This window comes from Hymenobacter sp. M1-2, from assembly GCF_057808495.1.
Window position 1 is genome coordinate 36,730 of the sequence record NZ_JBTYZO010000012.1, and the last position, 18,717, is coordinate 55,446.

Here is an 18,717-nt window from a genome sequence, read left to right on the forward strand (position 1 = left end):
CCCCGCTATGTACGCCACTCATTACCCCACAATTTTTCATTTTTAATTCTCAATTTTTAATTGAAAAAAGATGCCTCACATTCTCATTGTTGATGACGAGCCCAACATTGTGATGTCGCTCGAATTCCTGATGCGCAAAAACGGCTACCAGGTCAGCATTGCCCGCAACGGTACCGAGGCTCTCGACGCCATCGACCATACCGCCGTGGACCTGGTGCTGCTCGATATCATGATGCCCGACGTGGACGGCTACCAGGTCTGCCGCCACATTCGCCAGCACCCCAACCGCGCCGGCACCCGCGTCATCATGCTCTCCGCCAAAAGCAAAGAAGCCGATATCCAGAAAGGCTACGAAGCCGGCGCCGACCTCTACCTCCCCAAACCCTTCAGCACCCGCCAGCTCATGGAAAAAGTAAAAGAGCTACTAGCCGTCCGCCAAACGCCCTAACCGTTGCCTCACCCCCTAGCCCCCTCTCCTAGGGGAGAGGGGGAACTAGCTCTAGAGCTAGTTTCTAACTCCCCTCCTTTTTTTCAAGGAGGGGTGGCCGCAGGCCGGGGTGGTAAAACTCGTTGAACGACTACTAGCTCTACTATCTAACTCTAAACCTCAACCACCCCCAACCCCTCCTTAACTAAGCAGGGGAGCTAGCTCTAAAAACTAAAAGCTAGTCCCCCCTCTCCCCGAGGAGAGGGGGCTAGGGGGTGAGGTCCACCACCCACCATGAACTACGCCACCACCCACGCCGCCAGCCTCGCCGACCCGCCTGCCTTCTGGGCCGAGCAGGCCCGGCAGCTCCATTGGTTTCAGCCCCCGCCCGCACCCGTACTGAGCCAGGACGAAGCCACCGGCTTCTTCCGCTGGTTCCGCGGCGGGCGACTCAACACCGCCTGGCTCTGCCTCGACTACCACGTTGAAAACGGCCGCGCCGAGCAAACCGCCCTGGTCTACGACTCGCCCGTGACCCATACCGTGCGCCGCTACACCTACCGCGAGCTGCTCGACCTCACGGCCCGCTTTGCCGGCGGCCTGCGCGGGCTGGGCGTCGCGCCAGGCGATAGAGTCATCATTTACATGCCCAACATGCCCGAAGCCGTGGTCGCCATGCTGGCCTGCGCCCGCCTCGGCGCGGTGCACTCGGTGGTGTTCGGGGGCTTCGCGCCGCCGGAGCTGGCCGTCCGTATTGATGACGCCCGTCCCAAGGTCATTGTCTGCGCCTCGGCGGGCATGGAGTTCGACAAAGCCGTGCCTTACAAGCCCCTCATTGATGCCGCCGTGGCGCAAGCCACGCACCAGCCCGCCTACATAGTGGTGCTCCAGCGCGACTTCTGCCCCGCCGAGCTACGGCCGAGTGCTGCCGAGACAGGGCAGGGGCTTCCGCAGCTCACCAGCGAGCACCCGCAACCGAACACTGACCTCCCGCAGCCCGCCAGCGAGCAGCCGCAACCGAACAGACATCACCCGCAGCCAGACAGACATCACCCGCAAGCAGACAGACATCACCCGCAGCCTGACATTGAGCAGCCGCAGCAGTACTCCAGCTTCGTACCACCGTCCAGTGCCGCCTTACCGCCCGCTCAGGCCGGCCCGGCCCACCCCGAGGACGTAGATTACCAGGAGCTGCTGCGCGCCGCGCCCGTGCCCGCCGTGCCGCTCGATGCCACCGATCCACTCTACATTCTCTACACCTCCGGCACCACCGGCAAGCCCAAAGGCGTGCTACGCGACAACGGTGGCCACGCCGTGGCCCTCAAATACAGCATGGCCGCCATCTACGGCGTGCAGCCCGGCGAAACCTTCTGGGCCGCTTCCGACATCGGCTGGGCCGTCGGCCACAGCTACATTGTGTATGGGCCGCTGCTGCACGGCTGCACCACGGTGCTCTTCGAGGGCAAGCCCGTGCGCACCCCCGATGCCGGTACGTTCTGGCGCGTGGTACAAGACCATCAGGTGCGAGTGCTGTTCACGGCGCCCACCGCCATCCGGGCCATCAAGAAGGAAGACCCCGAAGGCCAGCTCGCCCGCAAGTATGACCTCAGTAGCCTGCGCCACCTCTTCCTGGCCGGGGAGCGCTGCGACCCCGCCACCTACGACTGGGCCGGCCGCATCCTCGGCGTGCCGGTCGTAGACCACTGGTGGCAAACCGAATCGGGCTGGCCCATGCTGGCTACATTAGTGGGCCTGGCCGATATGCCCCCGCCCATACCCGGCAGCGCCGGCCACCCCGTACCCGGCTACGACGTGCGAATTCTGGACGAAGCCGGCCAGCCCGTACCCGCCGGCACCACCGGCCTCGTGGCCGTGCGCCTGCCGCTGCCGCCCGGCTGCCTGCCCACCCTCTGGCACGACGATGCCCGCTTCCACAGCTCCTACCTCGACACCTTCCCCGGCTACTACCTCTCCGGCGACGGCGGCTACCAGGACCCCGACGGCTACCTCTACATCATGGGCCGCGTCGATGACGTCATCAACGTGGCCGGCCACCGCCTCAGCACCGGCGAAATGGAGGAAATCCTGGCCGCCCACCCCGCCGTGGCCGAGTGCGCCGTGCTCGGCATTGCCTGCGAGCTGCGCGGCCAGCGCCCCGTGGGCCTCGTGGTGCTCAAAGACGGCCAAACAATAGGAGAGGAGCAGCTCGAACAAGAACTCGTGAGCCTTATCCGTCAGAAAATTGGAGCCGTAGCCAGCTTCCGCCAAGCCGCCACCGTCAAGCGCCTGCCCAAAACCCGCTCCGGCAAAATCCTCCGCAAAACCCTCCGCCAACTCGCCGATGGCGAAGACTTTCCCACCCCCTCCACCATCGACGACCCCCTGATTCTGGATGAAATCCGCACCGTGCTGAGTAAGCGCGGCATAGGGCAGGCGTTTGAAAAACCCAGCTCCGAAAGGAAGGGGCTCTAGTACTAGTTTTCGCTTCTAGCATTCCTACACTTTTCAATAAACTCTTTCTCACCCAACCTCCCACTTCTGCCTACTCGAAGCTGACCAACTGCTAGAGCTAGGAATGTTAGAACTAGAGCCCCTCCCTTTTGGATGTTCCGCATCAAGGAAGAGTGGGTTGGGGAGGGGTAACTCACACGCATCATGCCCGACACGTCCCCCAAACACGCCCGCATCCGCACTCTGGAAGAGTACCACGCCGCCTACCAGCGCAGCATCGAGCAGCCCGAAGAGTTCTGGGCCGACGTGGCCGCGCCCTTCACCTGGCGCCGCAAGTGGAGCCAGGTGCTGACCTCCAACATGGCCGCCGGCCACAACGAGTGGTTCGCCGGCGCCCGCCTCAACATCACCGAAAACTGCCTCGACCGCCACCTGGCCACCCGCGGCAACAAGCTGGCCATCATCTGGGAGCCCAATGACCCCAAAACCCGCCACCTGCGCCTCACCTACCGCGAGCTGCACCAGGAGGTCTGCAAATTCGCCAACGTGCTCCACAACAACGGCGTGGAAAAAGGCGACCGGGTGTGCCTCTACATGCCCATGATTCCGCAGCTCGCCGTGGCCGTGCTGGCCTGCGCCCGCATCGGCGCCGTGCACTCCGTCATCTTCGCCGGCTTCTCCGCCACCGCCATTGCCGACCGTGTAAACGACGCCCAGGCCAGCGTAGTACTCACCGCCGACGGCCTCAACCGCGGCCCCAAGCAGATTCCCGTCAAGCGCGTAGTGGATGAAGCCCTCGAACATTGCCCCAGCGTGCGGCGCGTCATCGTGACCGAGCACGTAGGCTGGCCGGTGCAGATGAAGGAGGGCCGCGACGTCTGGTACCACGACGAAGCCCAGGACGTGGCCAAAACCTGCCCCGCCGAAGAGATGGACGCCGAAGATCCGCTCTTCATCCTCTACACGTCCGGCAGCACCGGCAAGCCCAAAGGCGTGGTGCACAGCACGGCCGGCTACATGGTCTGGGCCGATTACACCTTCCGCAACGTGTTTCAGGTGGAAGAAAACGACGTGTACTGGTGCACCGCCGACATTGGCTGGGTCACGGGCCACTCGTACCTGCTCTACGGCCCGCTGCTGGCCGGCGCCACCTCGCTCATGTTCGAGGGCGTCCCCACCCACCCCAGCCCCGGCCGCTTCTGGGAAGTCATTGACAAGCACTCGGTGAGTGTGTTCTACACCGCGCCCACCGCCATCCGCAGCCTCATGGCCGCCCCCCTCGACCACGTGCTCAGCTACTCCCTCGACTCCCTGCGGGTGCTGGGCTCGGTGGGGGAGCCCATCAACGAGGAAGCCTGGCACTGGTACCACACCCACGTGGGCAAGGAGCGCTGCCCGGTGGTAGACACGTGGTGGCAGACCGAGACCGGCGGCATCATGATATCGGCGCTGGCGGGTATTACGCCGAGCGTACCGGCCCGCGCCGGCCTGCCGCTGCCCGGCGTGCAGCCGGTGCTGCTTACGCAGGAAGGCCAGGAAATCGAAGGCAATGACCAGGAAGGCTACCTCGCCATCAAGCACAGCTGGCCCGGCATCATCCGCACCACTTATGGCGACCATGAGCGTGCCCGCCAAACCTACTTTGCGCCCTACCCCGGCTACTACTTCACCGGCGACGGCGCCCGCCGCGACGAGCAGGGCCTCTACCGCATCATCGGCCGCGTCGACGACGTCATCAATGTGAGCGGCCACCGCTTCGGCACCGCCGAAATCGAAAACGCCATCAACCAGAATTCCCACGTGGTGGAAAGCGCCGTCGTCGGCTATCCTCACGACGTGAAGGGCCAGGGCATCTACGCCTACGTGATCTGCCGCGAAGGCGCCTGCGCCAACGACGCCGACAAGCCCCGCGTCGAGGCCAGCATCATCGAAACCGTAGTGGCTGAAATCGGTAAAATCGCCAAGCCAGACAAGATCCAGATCGTATCGGGCCTGCCCAAAACCCGCTCCGGCAAAATCATGCGCCGCATCCTGCGCAAAGTAGCCGAAGGCGACACCGCCAACCTCGGCGACACCACCACCCTCCTCGACCCGCTGGTAGTAGACGAGATTATCGCGGGCAAGAAATAGCTTCTATTTATCACGCAAAAAGGGCCGATGCTACCAGCATCGGCCCTTCTAATATCTATCAGATTGTGCTCTCAATATTTGTCCAGAGCATTTCTGCCGACCCGAAAGCCCCTGTAAAACCAAAGAATTATCGTTCGACTCCCCCTCTCCCCTAGGAGAGGGGGCCGGGGGGTGAGGCCCGCTACTCCGCCAGCACCAGCTTCTGCGTGAAGGTGTTGCCGCCCTGCCGCACGCGCACCAGATACATGCCCTGGGCCAGCGTAGGCACGCTCACCGTAAAGCTGTTGGCGCCGGCTTGGGCCACACGCTCAAAAGCGCCCACCGCGGGCCGGCCCAGCGCATCCACGATTTCCACTTGTACCGCGCCCCGCTGTGCGGCTTCGTATTCGATGGCGAACTGCTTGCGCGCGGGATTGGGGAACAGCTGAAGCGCGGCGTCGGCGTTGCGGCCCGCAAAGTTGCTCAGGGCCGTAGAGGAACCGATAACGGCAAAGAAACCATCGTAGGTGCCGCCGCCGGCCGCGGTCTGCACGGCGTTCAGCAAGTACTGGGGGTCGGAGTTCTTAGCCTGGCCGGCCCAGGTGATATTAACCCGGCCATTGATGGTGCGGGCGTCGATGGCGGCGGTCTGGCCGCCCGCGTTGAGGCGCGTCACGAACAGGCGTTGGTTGAAATCGGCATTCATCACCATAAACCACGCGCCGCCGGTGTAATCGCCCAGGTTGGGCGGGTTCAGGGTGAGAGCCGGCAAGCCAAAGGCCGACGCGCCGCCAATGTAAACCCGGCCGGTTTCATCGGCGCTGATTTCACCGCCCTTTACCCGAATGGTGTTGCCCGAGCTGTTGGGCAGGCGGTTCACTAGCTGCTGGCCGCGCAGGTAAGCGCCGGTGGCCGGCTCGTACCGCGCAAAAAACGTCTTGTGCTCCGAGCGGGTGTTGTTGAAGGTGTGGTACTGATCGCCGCCCACGATGCTTACTCGGGTGGTGATATCGGTGGTGCTGTAGCGGAAAATGTGGTTGCCGCCCGCGCACTCGAAAGCCGCGTACAGCTTGCCGTCGCGCCCGAGGGAGCAGCGGTAGCCGCGCGTGTCGGCCATATTGTTTTCGGGCCGGTTGATGAAGCGCGGCGAGGTACGGTCCGTCGACCAGTCGTAGGCTGTCCACTTCACGGTGCCGTTGTAGCCGTAGCCCCGCAGGTAGGCAATTTGCACGGGCTCAGTCCGGGTGCCGTCGAAAGCGTTGGCCTGCCGCCAGCCAATGGTATTGATCGTCTGGGAAGCGCCATCCAGCGCCACGTCCTGGGTGTTGTTGTAGCCGTCGAAGGCACCGGCTACCGTGCCGCTGGCATCGAATGCCGTGACGCGGCCATTCCCGGCGGCACCATCGGCATCGCCCACGTTGCTGGGCACCAGTGCCACACTGGTGCCATCTGCCGCCGCATCGACGCGGTGCACGTAGGAGCCGCTCAGGCGGTTCCAGGTTACGGCGCCGGCGTTGGGAGTCAGCTTGAATACGCCCGCCGTGCCGGCCGCCACGTAAATATTATTGCTGCCATCCAGCGCCAAATCGTTCACCTTATCCGCCAGGCGCGTTACCGACAGCACCGTACGGCCATCGGCGCTCAGCCGCAGAATAGCGCCTCCGGAAGTAGCCGTTGCGTTGTTGAGCAGCACGGGCGTGAGGTTGTTGGGCCGGGCCGTTCCTAGGTTGGCCGCCAGCACAATAGTACCATCCGACTGTATCCGGCTTCCGCGCACCTGGTCATCGTTGGCCGCATCACCTAAGTAGGATGAAGCTGTAACGGCAAATTGTGCGTTGGCCGCGCCATGGAAGCACAAGGAGCACGCCAGAAGGATTGTGAGTCTGGTAAATGTTTTCATGAGGTAGTATTCGTGAGGTTCTATGTCCCGAAAAGTAGGACTTTTTTATATAAGTTGCCTGCTGTGCTTGAAATAGGACGTGAAGTTTGTGTTGATATAGTACAATAATAAGTAAGCACAAGAGGCTAAAGCGTAGCCAGTACGGAACCGTGTATGTGTGGCACGAACTTCAGTCCGTAGCCCTACCAACCACAACAATGCCAGGGCGACGGACTGAAGTCCATGCCACACACACGCAGCCGGTATGGCGGCGAATCCGGGGAGGGGCCGTTACCTTCGCGCCAAATCCCGTCTTCATGCCCAACTTCCACATTCGTCCGCTTAGCCAAGACCTGGCCGGCGCCATCCAACATAAAATCGACTTCAAAACCAAGCCTGTAGGTGCGTTGGGGCAGCTTGAAACCCTGGCCCGCCAAGTGGCCCTCGTTCAGCAGACGCTCACTCCGCGCCTGAGCAAGCCCAACCTGTTGGTTTTCGCCGCCGACCACGGCATTGCCCGCGAAGGCGTGAGCAAATACCCGCAGGAAGTCACCTACCAGATGGTGCTCAACTTTCTGCACGGCGGGGCGGCTATCAACGTATTCTGCCGTCAGCACGGCATCGCGCTGAAAGTAGTGGATGCCGGCGTACAGGGCAGCTTCGTCGATTTTCCGGCCGTGCTCGATCAGAAGATAGCCGAAGGCACCCGCAGCTTCCTGCGCGAGCCGGCCATGACGGACGAGCAGTGCGAGCAAGCCCTGACCAAAGGCGCCGCGCTGGCCCGCACGGTGGCGGCCAGCGGCTGCAACGTGCTCGGGTTCGGCGAAATGGGCATCGCCAACACCTCCGCCGCCAGCCTGCTCATGCACCGCCTCACCGGCCTGCCCCTGGCCGACTGCCTGGGCCGCGGCACGGGCCTCGACGACGAGCAGCTCCGCCACAAAGCCGCCATCCTGCACGCCGCCGCCGAAACCCATAGCGCCGCCACCACGCCGTTCGATGTGCTGGCTACTTTCGGGGGCTTTGAAATTGCGCAGATGGTGGGGGCCATGCTGGCTGCCGCCGAAGCGAGGCTGGTGCTGCTCATCGATGGATTTATTGCCTCGGCGGCGCTGCTCGTGGCGGCGGCCCTGCACCCGGCCGTGCTGGACTATTGCGTGTTCTGCCATCAGTCGGAGGAGAGTGGGCACGGGCGGATGCTGGCGTACCTGGGGGCGCGGCCCTTGCTGGGGCTAGGCTTGCGGCTGGGCGAAGGCACGGGCTGCGCGTTGGCGTATCCGCTGCTGGTGTCGGCGGTGAGTTTTTTGAATGAAATGGCGTCGTTTGAAAGCGCGGGCGTGAGCCAGAGCGAGGCGCCGGAGCCCGCCGCCGTATGATGCGCCGCCAGGTAGAGCTGTTTTTCACGGCCCTCATGTTTTACACCCGCGTGCCCTGCCCCAAGTGGGTGGGCCATTCGGAAGAGCTGCTCAACAAATCCACCATCTACTTCCCCGTGATGGGCTGGCTGGTGGGCGGCGTGGCGGCTGGCGCCTACTGGGCGCTCCACTTCCTGTTTCCATCCGACGTGGCCCTGCTGCTGAGCATGGTGGCCGGCATTCTCATGACTGGGGCCTTCCACGAAGACGGCTTTGCCGATGTCTGCGACGGATTCGGGGGCGGCTGGACCAAGCTGCGCATCCTCGACATCATGAAGGACAGCCGCCTGGGCACGTACGGCGCGGCCGGGCTGGGACTGATGCTGGCACTCAAGTTTGTGGCCCTGCGCAGTTTGCCACCGTCGGCCGTGGTGCCGGTGCTGGTGGTGGCCCACGCCCTGAGCCGCGCCACGGCCCTCACCTTCATCTACACCCACGAGTACGCCCGCGAAAACGAGGACAGCAAAGCCAAGCCGGTGGCCAAGAAAATCAGCTTCGCGGAGCTGAGCGTGGGGCTGCTTTTTGGGCTGCTGCCCTTGCTGCTGTACGCCGCCTGGCTCCGGCAGCCGGCGTTGCTGCTGGTTGTGCTGCCGCTTTGGCTCGTAAAAGCTTACCTGGCCCGCTACTTCGTGAAGTGGATAGGCGGCTACACCGGCGACTGCCTGGGCGCCACGCAGCAAGTGGCCGAAGTAGTTATCTACCTGTTTTTCTGCTCTTCAGTATGGATATCTATTTGATCCGGCACACGCGCGTGGCTACGGCTGCGGGCATCTGCTACGGCCGCTCCGACGTGCCGGTCGCCGCCACGTACGCCGAGGACGAAGCGGCCGTGCGCGTCAAGCTGGCCCCGGTGCTGGCCGCTGGGCCGGTAGCCGCGTTCAGCAGCCCGCTCACGCGCTGCTGCGGCCTGGCCGAAGCCCTGACGCCTGATCTAACCACGGGCCCCATCACTTTTGATGACCGGCTGATGGAATACAACTTTGGCCGCTGGGAGCTGCAACCCTGGGACGCCTTGCCGGCGCACGAGCTGGACCCCTGGATGGCCGACTTCGTGCAAACCGCCGCGCCCGGCGGCGAAACTTTCCAGGCCATGCAAGCCCGCGCCGTGGCCTTCCTAAGCGAGCTGCTCGCCCGGCCCGAACCACCCGCCACGGCGCTCATTTTCAGCCATTCGGCCATCATCCGCGGCCTGCTCTGCCACTGCCTCGACCTGCCCCTGCGCAACGCCTTCCGCCTCGACATCGACTACGGCTCCGTCACGAAAGTGCGCCACCGCCACGGCCACTTCAACGTGGCCTACACCAACCAGTAGGAGGGAAGTGCGGAGCCCCGGCCCTGAATCAGTACCGCGACCCGCACCTTGGCGTGGGCTACTTCCACCTGCGGTACACCCGTTCACACTTGAGTGCGAGCCCCAGTACGACCCAGTAAAGCCATCCGCACGTTGGTGCGAATAGGTTCCCGACACCGGGAAGCCATCCGCACCAACGTGCGGACGTGTTTCCGACAACGGGAAGCCGCCCGCACGTTGGCGCGGACGACTTTCCGAAAAGGTGTAGCCATCCGCACCAACGTGCGGACGTGTTTCCTGACTCGGGAAGCCATCCGCACGTTGGTGCGAACGGGTTTACGAAATGGTTAAGCCATCCGCGCCAAGGTGCGAATGGCTTTCCCAAATGGTAGCATCCTCCGTACGTAGGCGGGAGCGGCTTTATATACTAGGAGCACCCCACAAGTAGAGTGTCCTGTTCTCGTTCGGCTCCCCCTCTCCCCTAGGAGAGGGGGCCGGGGGGTGAGGTCCCACGTTAGAACGAAGCGCCTCACAAAACTTCATCCCTATGCCCAGCGTCACCTTCCGCCGCGAAACGCAACTTGCGCAGCTGTCCGCCGTGCCGGAATGGGACGTGCTCATCATTGGGGGCGGGGCAACGGGGTTGGGCATTGCCGTGGACGCCGCCAGCCGTGGCTACCGTACGCTGCTGCTGGAGCGGGCCGATTTCGCCAAGGGCACCTCCAGTCGCAGCACCAAGCTGGTGCACGGCGGGGTGCGCTACCTGGCCCAGGGCAACGTGCAGCTGGTGCGTGAAGCCTTGCGGGAGCGGGGCCGGCTGCTGCACAACGCGCCCCATTTGGTCCATACCCAAGCCTTCATTATCCCGTGCTACACGTGGTGGAGCCGCCCGTTCTACCTGCTCGGCCTCAAGCTCTACGACTTGCTAGCCGGTAGCCGCGGGTTGGGGGCCACCAAGCCGTTGAGCCGGGATGAGACACTAACTCGCCTGCCCGGCATTCGGCCGCAGGGGCTACAAGGCGGCGTGCTGTATTACGATGGGCAATTTGACGACGCCCGCCTGGCCCTTAATCTGGCGCAAACTGCCGCCGAGCAAGGAGCTACCGTGCTCAACTACGCCGCCGTTACGGCCCTGCGCCACGATGCCGCCGGCCGCCTCATCGGCGTCACCGCTCACGACCCCGAAACCGACCAGAGCTACGAGCTGCGCGCTAAGGTGCTGATCAACGCCACCGGCGTATTCGTGGATGAGGTGCTGCGCCTCGACCAGCCGGCCGCCGCGCCGCTGGTGCGGCCCAGCCAGGGCGTGCACGTGGTGCTGCCGCAGGACTTTCTGCCCGGCAATGCCGCCCTCATGATTCCCGAAACCGACGATGGCCGCGTACTTTTCGCTGTGCCCTGGCACGGCTACACGGTAGTGGGTACCACCGACACGCCCGTGCCGCAAGCCGCCCCGGAACCGCACGCGCTGGAGGCGGAAGTGGAATTCATTTTGCGCACGGCTGGCCGCTACCTCACCCGCCCACCTCAGCGCCTCGATGTGCTCAGCGTGTGGGCCGGGCTGCGGCCCCTGGCGGCCCCCACGCGGGAAGGCGCGGCCACCAAGGAGATTTCGCGCGGCCATAAGCTGCTCGTTTCCGGCTCCGGCCTGCTCACCATCACGGGCGGCAAATGGACCACCTACCGCCAAATGGCCGAGGACGCCGTTGACCGGGCCATTCACCTCGCCAACCTCCCGCCGCAACCCTGCCGCACGGCCACGCTAGCCATCCACGGCTCTTTGTCCGCAACTCCGGCCACGCCTGAAGATGCGGAAGATACGCTAGCCACTTACGGCTCCGACGCGCCGCTGCTACTTCAGTTGCTGCAAGAAAACCCCGCTTGGGCCGCGCCGCTGGCGCCTGGTCTGTCCTTCACGCGGGCTCAGGTAGTATGGGCGGCCCGCTACGAAATGGCCCGCACGGTGGAAGACGTGCTGGCCCGCCGCCTGCGCCTGCTCTTTCTTGATGCCCGCGCCGCTCTGGCCGCCGCCCCAGTCGTGGCTACTCTACTGGCCGCTGAGCTAGGAAAGGATGAAGCGTGGCAGCAGCGCCAGCTGCGGGAGTTTCAGAACTTGGCACGCGGCTATGTGCTGGACGACGAAACCTAAACCTTGGCCCGCCCAGGCTGGCACCATTGTAATTTCTAAGCCTTACCAGAACCGGTTGGTGCACACCACCTGCGCTTTCTTCTTGATGCGCAAACCCACGAGCACCTCGTGGCTGCCGCCGTGGTAGCCAGCCAGCTTGGAAAGCCCGGCATCGTAGGAATAGCCCAGCGTGAACTGCTCGTAGCTGAGGCCCACCAAGCCAACCACCGAGTCGAAGGCCCGCCACGACATGCCGACCCACAGCAGATCCTGGTACTTGAGCTTGGCGTTGAGGTCGACCGAGAGCGGGGCCGGGTTCACAGCCTTCACCAGCACCGACGGCACCAGCGACCAGTCGGTGCTGAGCGGCACCCGCACCCCGCCCGTGGCGAAGTAGTGCCGCTTCAGCGTGTTGCCGGGCGCGCCGTCAGCCAGCGTGTTGGGACCGTAAGCGAAGTCGAGCCGATTGCCCAGCAACTGCGCGCCCGATACCCCAACGTAGAAATCGGAGCTGTACACCCACAAACCCACCGACCCATCCAGCACCCGCGAGGCGTCGCTGGCGGCCTGGGTGGTGGGGTCGAAGAATCGTAGCTTATTGCCATCCACGGCAAACTGCTGCATGCCCGCCGACACGCCCAGCGCCGCCCGGAGGTTGGGCCTTAACACCAGATTGTAGGCGTAGGAAATGTAGGCGCCCTTTCGGCTCGTGGGCCCGGTCTCGTCGTTGTACACGAGGGCCCCCAGGGCGTGAAATGGCCGGCGCCGGTCGCGGAGAGTGCGCTTGCTGGTGGTGCGCCACTTGCCCAGCGAGGAGCTGATGCTGGCGTAGTAGGTTTTGGGCGCCCCCTCCAGGCCCGTCCACTGGGTGCGGTAACTGACCTTGGCATCGATGTAATCCTCCACGCCCGTTGCGCCGGGGTTGAGGATGTAGTTGTTGTTCATGTACTGGCTGTACTGCGCCTGCTGCTGGGCCAAGGCCGGCACCGTGGCCAGCAGCAGCAGCGGGAGCAGCAGTAGAGTTAAAGCTCTTTTCATAGCATTGGTGGTCTTATTGTCCGGCTAAGAAGCAGGTGGCTGTGCTTCGTCAATCGGATGCCAGACAGGCATGGCAGTTTGTTAGTACAGAATCGTGATCGATCCGCTGTAGGATTTACCCAGGGGGCCCTTCGTAACGACGACGTAGTAGTAAGTGCCGACCGGAGCGGGCCGGCCATTGATGTCCCCGCGCCATTCATTGGCCCGGCTGTAGTTGTTGGCCGAGAAAATCTCGTTGCCCCAGCGATTGAACACGGTCACCGTATTGTCGGGAAATTGCTCGATGAACTCAATCTGCCAGGTATCGTCGCGGCCGTCGCCATTGGGGGTGAAGGCATTGGGAATGCGGATAGCTGGGCGCACGGTTACCGTCACCTGGTCGGAATCGGCGCAGCCGTCGGCCCCGGCCGAGAGAGTGTAAGTGGTGGTCACCGTGGGCGAGGCCACGGGCCGCAGCGAATCGCGGGCCGCAAAAGTCAAGCCCACCGCCGGCGTCCACCGCACGGGATAGTTGCCATCGGCCCGCCCTTCCAGCGTCACGGAGGAGCCGGCCAGAATTGTTTTGTCGGGCCCGGCATCCACGTCAACCGGCGGTTGAATGCGCACGGCCACGCCGTTGGAAACGGCCGTAACGGGCTGGTTGCAGACGTTGGTTGTGTTTAGGCGCAGCGTCACAGTCTGGCCCTCGCGTAGCGTGGTGCTGGTGAAGACCGGGCCCGTGGCACCGGCTACGTCATTGCCGTTGACCTGCCACTGATATTGGGGGGCCGGGCCGGGCTCCGTTACACTGACAATGTTGAACGTGAGCGGCGCGCCCAGGCAAACTGGTCCGCTAGGCTGCGCGGCAATGGCGAGCGTGGGCGTCGGCGTGGGAGTGCGCGTCACCGTCACCGTGGCCACGGCCGGGCCCGTGCTGCATAGCCCCGCCGTGGGCGTCACCTCTACGCTCACCTGGTCGCCGGAAACCACCGTGCTGCTGGTGAAAGTGGAGCCGCTGGCTACGGCTACGTTGTTGACGAGCCAGCGGAAAGTAGGCGCGGCACCCGCGTTGGGAGCCACAGCCGTGAAGGTAAGAGCTGTGCCGGGGCACTGTGCGGGCGGCGGGGCCAGGCTTACGGTGGGAGTTATGGTGGGCAGCACCCGCACCGTCACCGTGTTCGACACCTCCGCCGAGCAAGTGCCCGTGTCCGAGTTTACCCGGCGCCGGAAGTACGTGGTAGCCGTCAGTGGGCCCGGCGCGTAGTCGGCGCTGTTGGCCCCAGGAATGGCTGCCCAGGTGACATTATCCAGCGAAGATTCCCACTGATACACAAACGAACCCGTGCCACCGCCGGGGCTAGTCGTACTCGTGAGCGGGTCAGGGGTAGCGCCGGGGCAGATGTCCCGGTCGGCTGCAATGCTGCCCGCGCTCAGCGGCGGCAACACCGTCACGAGGACGGAGGGCGAGTACACTGGTCCACAATCACCGGAAATCACCCGACGGCGGAAGAAGGTGTCAACCGTGAGCGGACCAGGCGCGAAGGTATCGCCCGTGGCGCCGGCTATAGTGGTCCAGTTGGCGTTGTTCGGCGAGGATTCCCACTGGTAGCTGTAGCTGCTCGTGCCGCCGCTGGGCCCGGCCGTGCTGGTCAGCGGCACGACGGGGCTGCCGGCACATACCGTTTGGTTGGCGGCGATGGTGCCGGCCGTTAGGGCTGGAAGAACGGTGATGGTGACGACGTTGGACGAGGCCGGCGCGCAGGACCCCGCCGTTACCCGACGGCGGAAGTAGGTGGTAGCCGTGAGCGGGTCGGGCGCGAAAGTTGGGTTATTGGCCCCGGCTATTGGGTTCCAGGTGGTGTTATCCACCGATGCCTCCCACTGGTACGCCAATGTGCCCGTGCCCGTGGCCAGGGTGAGGCTCGTGAGAGGAGCGGGGGTAGCGCCCGGACACAGCGTTTGGTCGGTCGCAATAATGCCCGCAATCAGCGCCGGCAAGACCGTAATGGTAACCACTGGCGAGTACTCCGGTCCGCACGCCCCCGACCTCACCGCCCGCCGGAAGTAGGTAGTAGCCGTAAGCAAACCAGGAGCGAAGGTCTCGCCGGTAGCGCCGGCAATGGCCGTCCAGGTGGCATTATCCGCCGATGACTCCCACTGATACGCAAACGCGCCGGTGCCGCCCGTGGCCGCGCTGGCACTGGTCAGCAAACCAGGCGTTTCACCCGCACATACGGTTTGGTTCGCCGCAATGGTGCCTGCCGCCAAAGCGGGCAACACGGTCAGAGTGACAACGTTGGACGAAACCAACCCGCACGCTCCCGAAGTCACCTGGCGCCGAAAATACGTAGTAGCCGTGAGCGGGCCGGGCGCGTAATCGGCGCTGGTAGCGCCGGCTATAGCGGTCCAGTTGGCATTATTCGGCGAGGATTCCCACTGGTAGATAAATGAGCCGGTGCCGCCAGTGGCCGCGCTGGCGCTGGTCAGCGGAGTAGGCGTGACGCCCACGCACAGTGTCTGGTCGGCGGCAATGCTGCCGGCCGTCAGCGCTGGGGTTACGGTGATGGTGACGACGTTGGACAAGACTGGAGTGCAGGCAGTGCCCGAACTTGCCTGGCGGCGAAAGTAGGTGGTGGTCGTAAGCGGGCCGGGCGAGAAGGTGTCGCCCGTGGCGCCGGCTACAGCGTTCCAGGTGGCATTATCCACCGATGATTCCCACTGGTACGCCAGCGCACTGGTGCCGCCCGTAGCCGGGGCAGTGCTCGTCAGTGACGCCACCGCGCTGCCGGCGCATACGGTTTGATTGTCGGCAATGCTACCGGCCGTTAAGGCGGGCACCACCGTCACGGTAACAACATTGGACAAGATCGGGCTGCAAACGCCCGAACTCACTTGGCGCCGGAAGTAGGTAGTAGCCGTGAGCGAGCCCGGCGCGTAATCGGCACTGGTAGCCCCGGTAATGGCCACCCAGGTCAAATTATCCAATGATGATTCCCACTGATAGGCAAACGTGCCCGTGCCGCCCGTAACTGGCGTCGCGCTGGTAAGGGGCGCAACGGGGCTGCCAGCGCACACAGTTTGATTGTTGGCAATGGTGCCGGCCGTCAGCGCTGGGGTCACGGTGATGGTGACGACGTTGGAGAGAGCCGGGGTACACGCGCTGCCAGAGCTAGCCTGCCGCCGGAAATAGATCGTGCCGGGCGGTAGCGAAGTTGGTGGCTGGTAAGTCGCACTGGTAGCCCCACTGATCTCCGTGAAGGTGACATTATCTGTTGACGATTGCCACTGGTAGGTGATGGGGACCGTGCCGCCCGTGGCCAGCGTCTCGCTGGTCAGTGGCGCGACGGGGCTGCCGGCGCAGATGGCTTGATCGGCGGCAATGCTACCGGCTACCAGAGGAGGCACCACGGTGATCGTAACGGGGTTGGACACCACGGCGCAAGGCCCGGAAGTTGTCCGGCGGCGGAATAAGGTGTTGACCGTAAGTGGGTCCGGCGTGAGGGTCTCACCCGTGGCGCCGGCTATGGGCGTCCAAGTCGCGCCGTTATCAATTGATGATTCCCACTGGTACAAAAACGAGCCGCCGCCTGTAACCGGGGCGGTGCTAGTTAGGGGTGCGACGGGACTGCCGGCGCACACGGTTTGGTCGGCCGCGATGGTGCCGGCCGTCAGGGCGGGGAGCACGGTAATGGCTACCGAGGCGGTAAAGGTGTCAGTACAGTAAGGACCCGAGCGGTCAGGCAGTAGCAGTTGAGCGTGCCGGCGGAAATAGGTAATGCCGGGCACCAGCGAAGTCGGTGGCTGGTAAGTCGCGCCGGTAGCTCCACCGATCTCCGTGAAGGTGACGTTATCCGTTGATGTTTGCCACTGGTAAACGAGCGGCAGGCCGGCATCGCCCGAAGCATCGGTAGTGCTGGTAAGCGCGGCCGGCGCGGTTCCGGCGCACAGCGTCTGGGCAGCGGCAATGCCACCCGGCTCGGGCAGGTTCGGCACTCGGATAATGCCCCGGGTTTCGCGGCAAAAACAATCGTTGGTGATGCGGAGCGTAACGGTGTAGTCGCCGGGGGTCGCGTAAGTGTGGACGGGGTTTTCTTCCGATGAGGTAGTGCCGTCGCCGAAGGTCCAGGCATACACTAAATTAGGGGCTTCAACGGCGAAGCCGGCCTCAAAGGATATCTGCCGGCAACCCGTGATCCGCGGGTCGATGCCGACTCGCAGCAAGGAGCTTTGGTTGAAGTTGGGCAGGCCCAGCCCGCCGCGGCGGCCCCCTAGCTGGAGGCTGTCATCGGCGTAAGCTACCGCTGCCCCCAACGAGTCGGGGTACGTGATGAAGCCCAGGGTGGGCTGATTGTCACGGGCTACGTAAATCTTGCCATCCGGGCCGGCCTGCATGGAGCCCAGCCGAACGGGAGTGGTTTGGTTGAGCGGAATCGACTGCTTACTGGCCGGCACGTTGGCGGCGCTCAGATCGAACTGCAACAGTTGGGGTGGGTTCAGCACGGTGGCGTAAAGCCGGCTGCGGCCGGGCGAAAACTCAACTCCGTAGTAGCCTCCTTCCCGGCTGTCGATGATTCGGGGGTTGCTCACCACGCCGGTTTGGTCATCGAAGGCAAACAGCTCAACGGTGCCACTGCTGTCGCCGGCGGTTTCGCTGAAGCGGGCCACGGCCAGCTGCTTACCATCGGGCGTCACTTTCATCTGGCCGCGGTAGCCTTGGGCCGCGGCGCTCGGCGCGTGCACGGACCCAACCGTTGAAATGATGGGCGGGAGCTGCACGCCGGCCGGGGTCACGCGGTACGCCAGAAAGGAGTCGCCGCGGTTTTCGGTGCCGGTGGTGGCATCGCCCCAACCGTGCACGATGATCCAGATATCACAGCCGTTTCGGTGGAATACGGCCGTCATCTTCTCGGCCGTGCCCTGGGTGAGGGGCGTGTTCTTGGTGGCAGCTACTACTTCCCCCTGCTGCCCGGCAGGAATCACAATTTCCGAGTAGCTCAGGCCTTTGGGGCCGCCCTGCGCGTCCTGCGTGAAGATAAGGTAGCGCGCCGGCGCACCCGGAGCAACCAGTCCCGGTCGCTTAATAGCCAGGGGCCCGTCGGTGGTGAGGCGGTTGCCCCCCATTCCGGTGCCGTTGAGCATGATGCTATGGTTGGCGCTCCAGACAGTGTCGCCGTTGCTGTAGAAAAGCAGGGCCCCATTCCGATCCGACATCACCCCGGAGCCGGCCGGCGCCACCATCTGGCCATCCGTCAGCACCGCGGGCGGAATAGAGTCCGTGGCTTCATTGAAATTCAGCCCCGCCCGATACCCGAAATACCAGTTGTTGATGAACTTCTCATCATCGCTGCACTCCGGGGACGTCCCTTGCGCAAACGTGGTAGTGGCTACGCCGCTCAGGAGCATGAGCACTAGCGTGAGCAACCAAATAGTGGCCGGCGGCACCCGCCTGACTAGACACCAGCTGTTGCCGCTGGCTGGCTGGCCGGGCGTAAGGGTAGGTGGGGAGGAAATACTGACAGTGGACGGGGCAAGGTGCGGTAGCTCTGCAGGCATAGGAGGGCAGGTGGGTGGACGGACGGCGAGTGGTGCTTCAGGAAGGGAAGCACCACCCGCCGTCTTTAAGGAACGAAGCCTGATGGTCAGCTATTGCTGGAAAGGTTGCTGACTTCAATAAAGCTACTTGCTGCCAGCTAGGTTTATGCAAAGCAATGCCCCAATAGTGCTGAAGGTTCCCGCCAATTGCTCCTTCTAGGCCAGATTGGCCTAATTACTATTCTAATCGTCTCCCGATATTTTTTGGTGCTACCACGATATAAATCATCCATGCGCTGCACTATATATACGCCTGGCTGCGTGCACACTGCCTGCTCGATACATCTCTTTATACATCTCTTTGCGGAGGCTTGGCAGGGAAGTTACGTACGGCGCATATTCGCACGGTAGAGACTCCTAACCCTGCTGAGGGCATATTGGCCATGATGCAGTAGCCAAAAGCGTACG

At 63.7% G+C, this 18,717-nt stretch carries 11 protein-coding genes; 8 read left to right on the forward strand and 3 right to left on the reverse strand.

Annotated features, from left to right (window positions below):
* Window positions 1–70 precede the first annotated feature (70 nt).
* From ACYSMN_RS12840 to acs, 3 genes are all read left to right on the forward strand, one after another.
* Window positions 71–448 carry a response regulator transcription factor gene (locus ACYSMN_RS12840; protein ID WP_488924289.1) on the forward strand — a complete coding sequence of 126 codons (378 nt, stop codon included), beginning with the start codon at window positions 71–73 and terminating at the stop codon, window positions 446–448.
* Window positions 449–721: 273 nt separating this feature from the next.
* Window positions 722–2,899 (forward strand): AMP-binding protein, encoded by a 2,178-nt coding sequence (locus ACYSMN_RS12845; protein ID WP_488924290.1) that lies wholly within the window; start codon window positions 722–724, stop codon window positions 2,897–2,899.
* 183 nt (window positions 2,900–3,082) lie between these two features.
* Window positions 3,083–5,008 carry an acetate--CoA ligase gene (gene acs / locus ACYSMN_RS12850; RefSeq protein WP_488924291.1) on the forward strand — a complete coding sequence of 642 codons (1,926 nt, stop codon included), beginning with the start codon at window positions 3,083–3,085 and terminating at the stop codon, window positions 5,006–5,008.
* A gap of 181 nt (window positions 5,009–5,189) precedes the next feature.
* Here acs and ACYSMN_RS12855 read toward each other — a convergent pair whose 3' ends face one another.
* Window positions 5,190–6,887, reverse strand: a complete 1,698-nt coding sequence (locus tag ACYSMN_RS12855; RefSeq protein ID WP_488924292.1) for a T9SS type A sorting domain-containing protein — start codon at window positions 6,885–6,887, stop codon at window positions 5,190–5,192.
* A 296-nt stretch (window positions 6,888–7,183) separates the two neighbouring features.
* Here ACYSMN_RS12855 and cobT point away from each other — a divergent pair, with 296 nt between their 5' ends.
* From cobT to ACYSMN_RS12880, 5 genes are all read left to right on the forward strand, one after another.
* On the forward strand, window positions 7,184–8,242 hold the full coding sequence (gene cobT / locus ACYSMN_RS12860) for a nicotinate-nucleotide--dimethylbenzimidazole phosphoribosyltransferase (protein ID WP_488924293.1): 1,059 nt from the start codon (window positions 7,184–7,186) through the stop codon (window positions 8,240–8,242).
* Window positions 8,239–9,018 (forward strand): adenosylcobinamide-GDP ribazoletransferase, encoded by a 780-nt coding sequence (locus ACYSMN_RS12865; RefSeq protein WP_488924294.1) that lies wholly within the window; start codon window positions 8,239–8,241, stop codon window positions 9,016–9,018. Before cobT ends, ACYSMN_RS12865 begins: the two co-directional genes overlap by 4 nt.
* A complete protein-coding gene (cobC, locus tag ACYSMN_RS12870) occupies window positions 9,003–9,593 on the forward strand; it encodes an alpha-ribazole phosphatase family protein (RefSeq protein ID WP_488924295.1) in 591 nt (196 codons plus the stop codon). The genes ACYSMN_RS12865 and cobC overlap by 16 nt, the downstream gene beginning before the upstream one ends.
* Window positions 9,594–9,728: 135 nt before the next feature.
* Window positions 9,729–9,923 (forward strand): hypothetical protein, encoded by a 195-nt coding sequence (locus tag ACYSMN_RS12875; protein WP_488924296.1) that lies wholly within the window; start codon window positions 9,729–9,731, stop codon window positions 9,921–9,923.
* 196 nt (window positions 9,924–10,119) lie between these two features.
* The gene (locus tag ACYSMN_RS12880) at window positions 10,120–11,721 is read left to right on the forward strand and encodes a glycerol-3-phosphate dehydrogenase/oxidase (protein ID WP_488924297.1); all 1,602 of its coding nucleotides are present in this window, start codon (window positions 10,120–10,122) and stop codon (window positions 11,719–11,721) included.
* Between the two features lie 42 nt (window positions 11,722–11,763).
* On the opposite strand, the gene ACYSMN_RS12885 is transcribed toward ACYSMN_RS12880, so the two are convergent.
* Both ACYSMN_RS12885 and ACYSMN_RS12890 read right to left on the reverse strand, forming a co-directional pair.
* Window positions 11,764–12,738 carry a PorP/SprF family type IX secretion system membrane protein gene (locus ACYSMN_RS12885; RefSeq protein WP_488924298.1) on the reverse strand — a complete coding sequence of 325 codons (975 nt, stop codon included), beginning with the start codon at window positions 12,736–12,738 and terminating at the stop codon, window positions 11,764–11,766.
* Window positions 12,739–12,819: 81 nt separating this feature from the next.
* Window positions 12,820–18,270, reverse strand: coding sequence for a DUF8696 domain-containing protein (locus ACYSMN_RS12890; protein ID WP_488924299.1), 5,451 nt, complete (start codon window positions 18,268–18,270; stop codon window positions 12,820–12,822).
* Window positions 18,271–18,717: the final 447 nt, after the last annotated feature.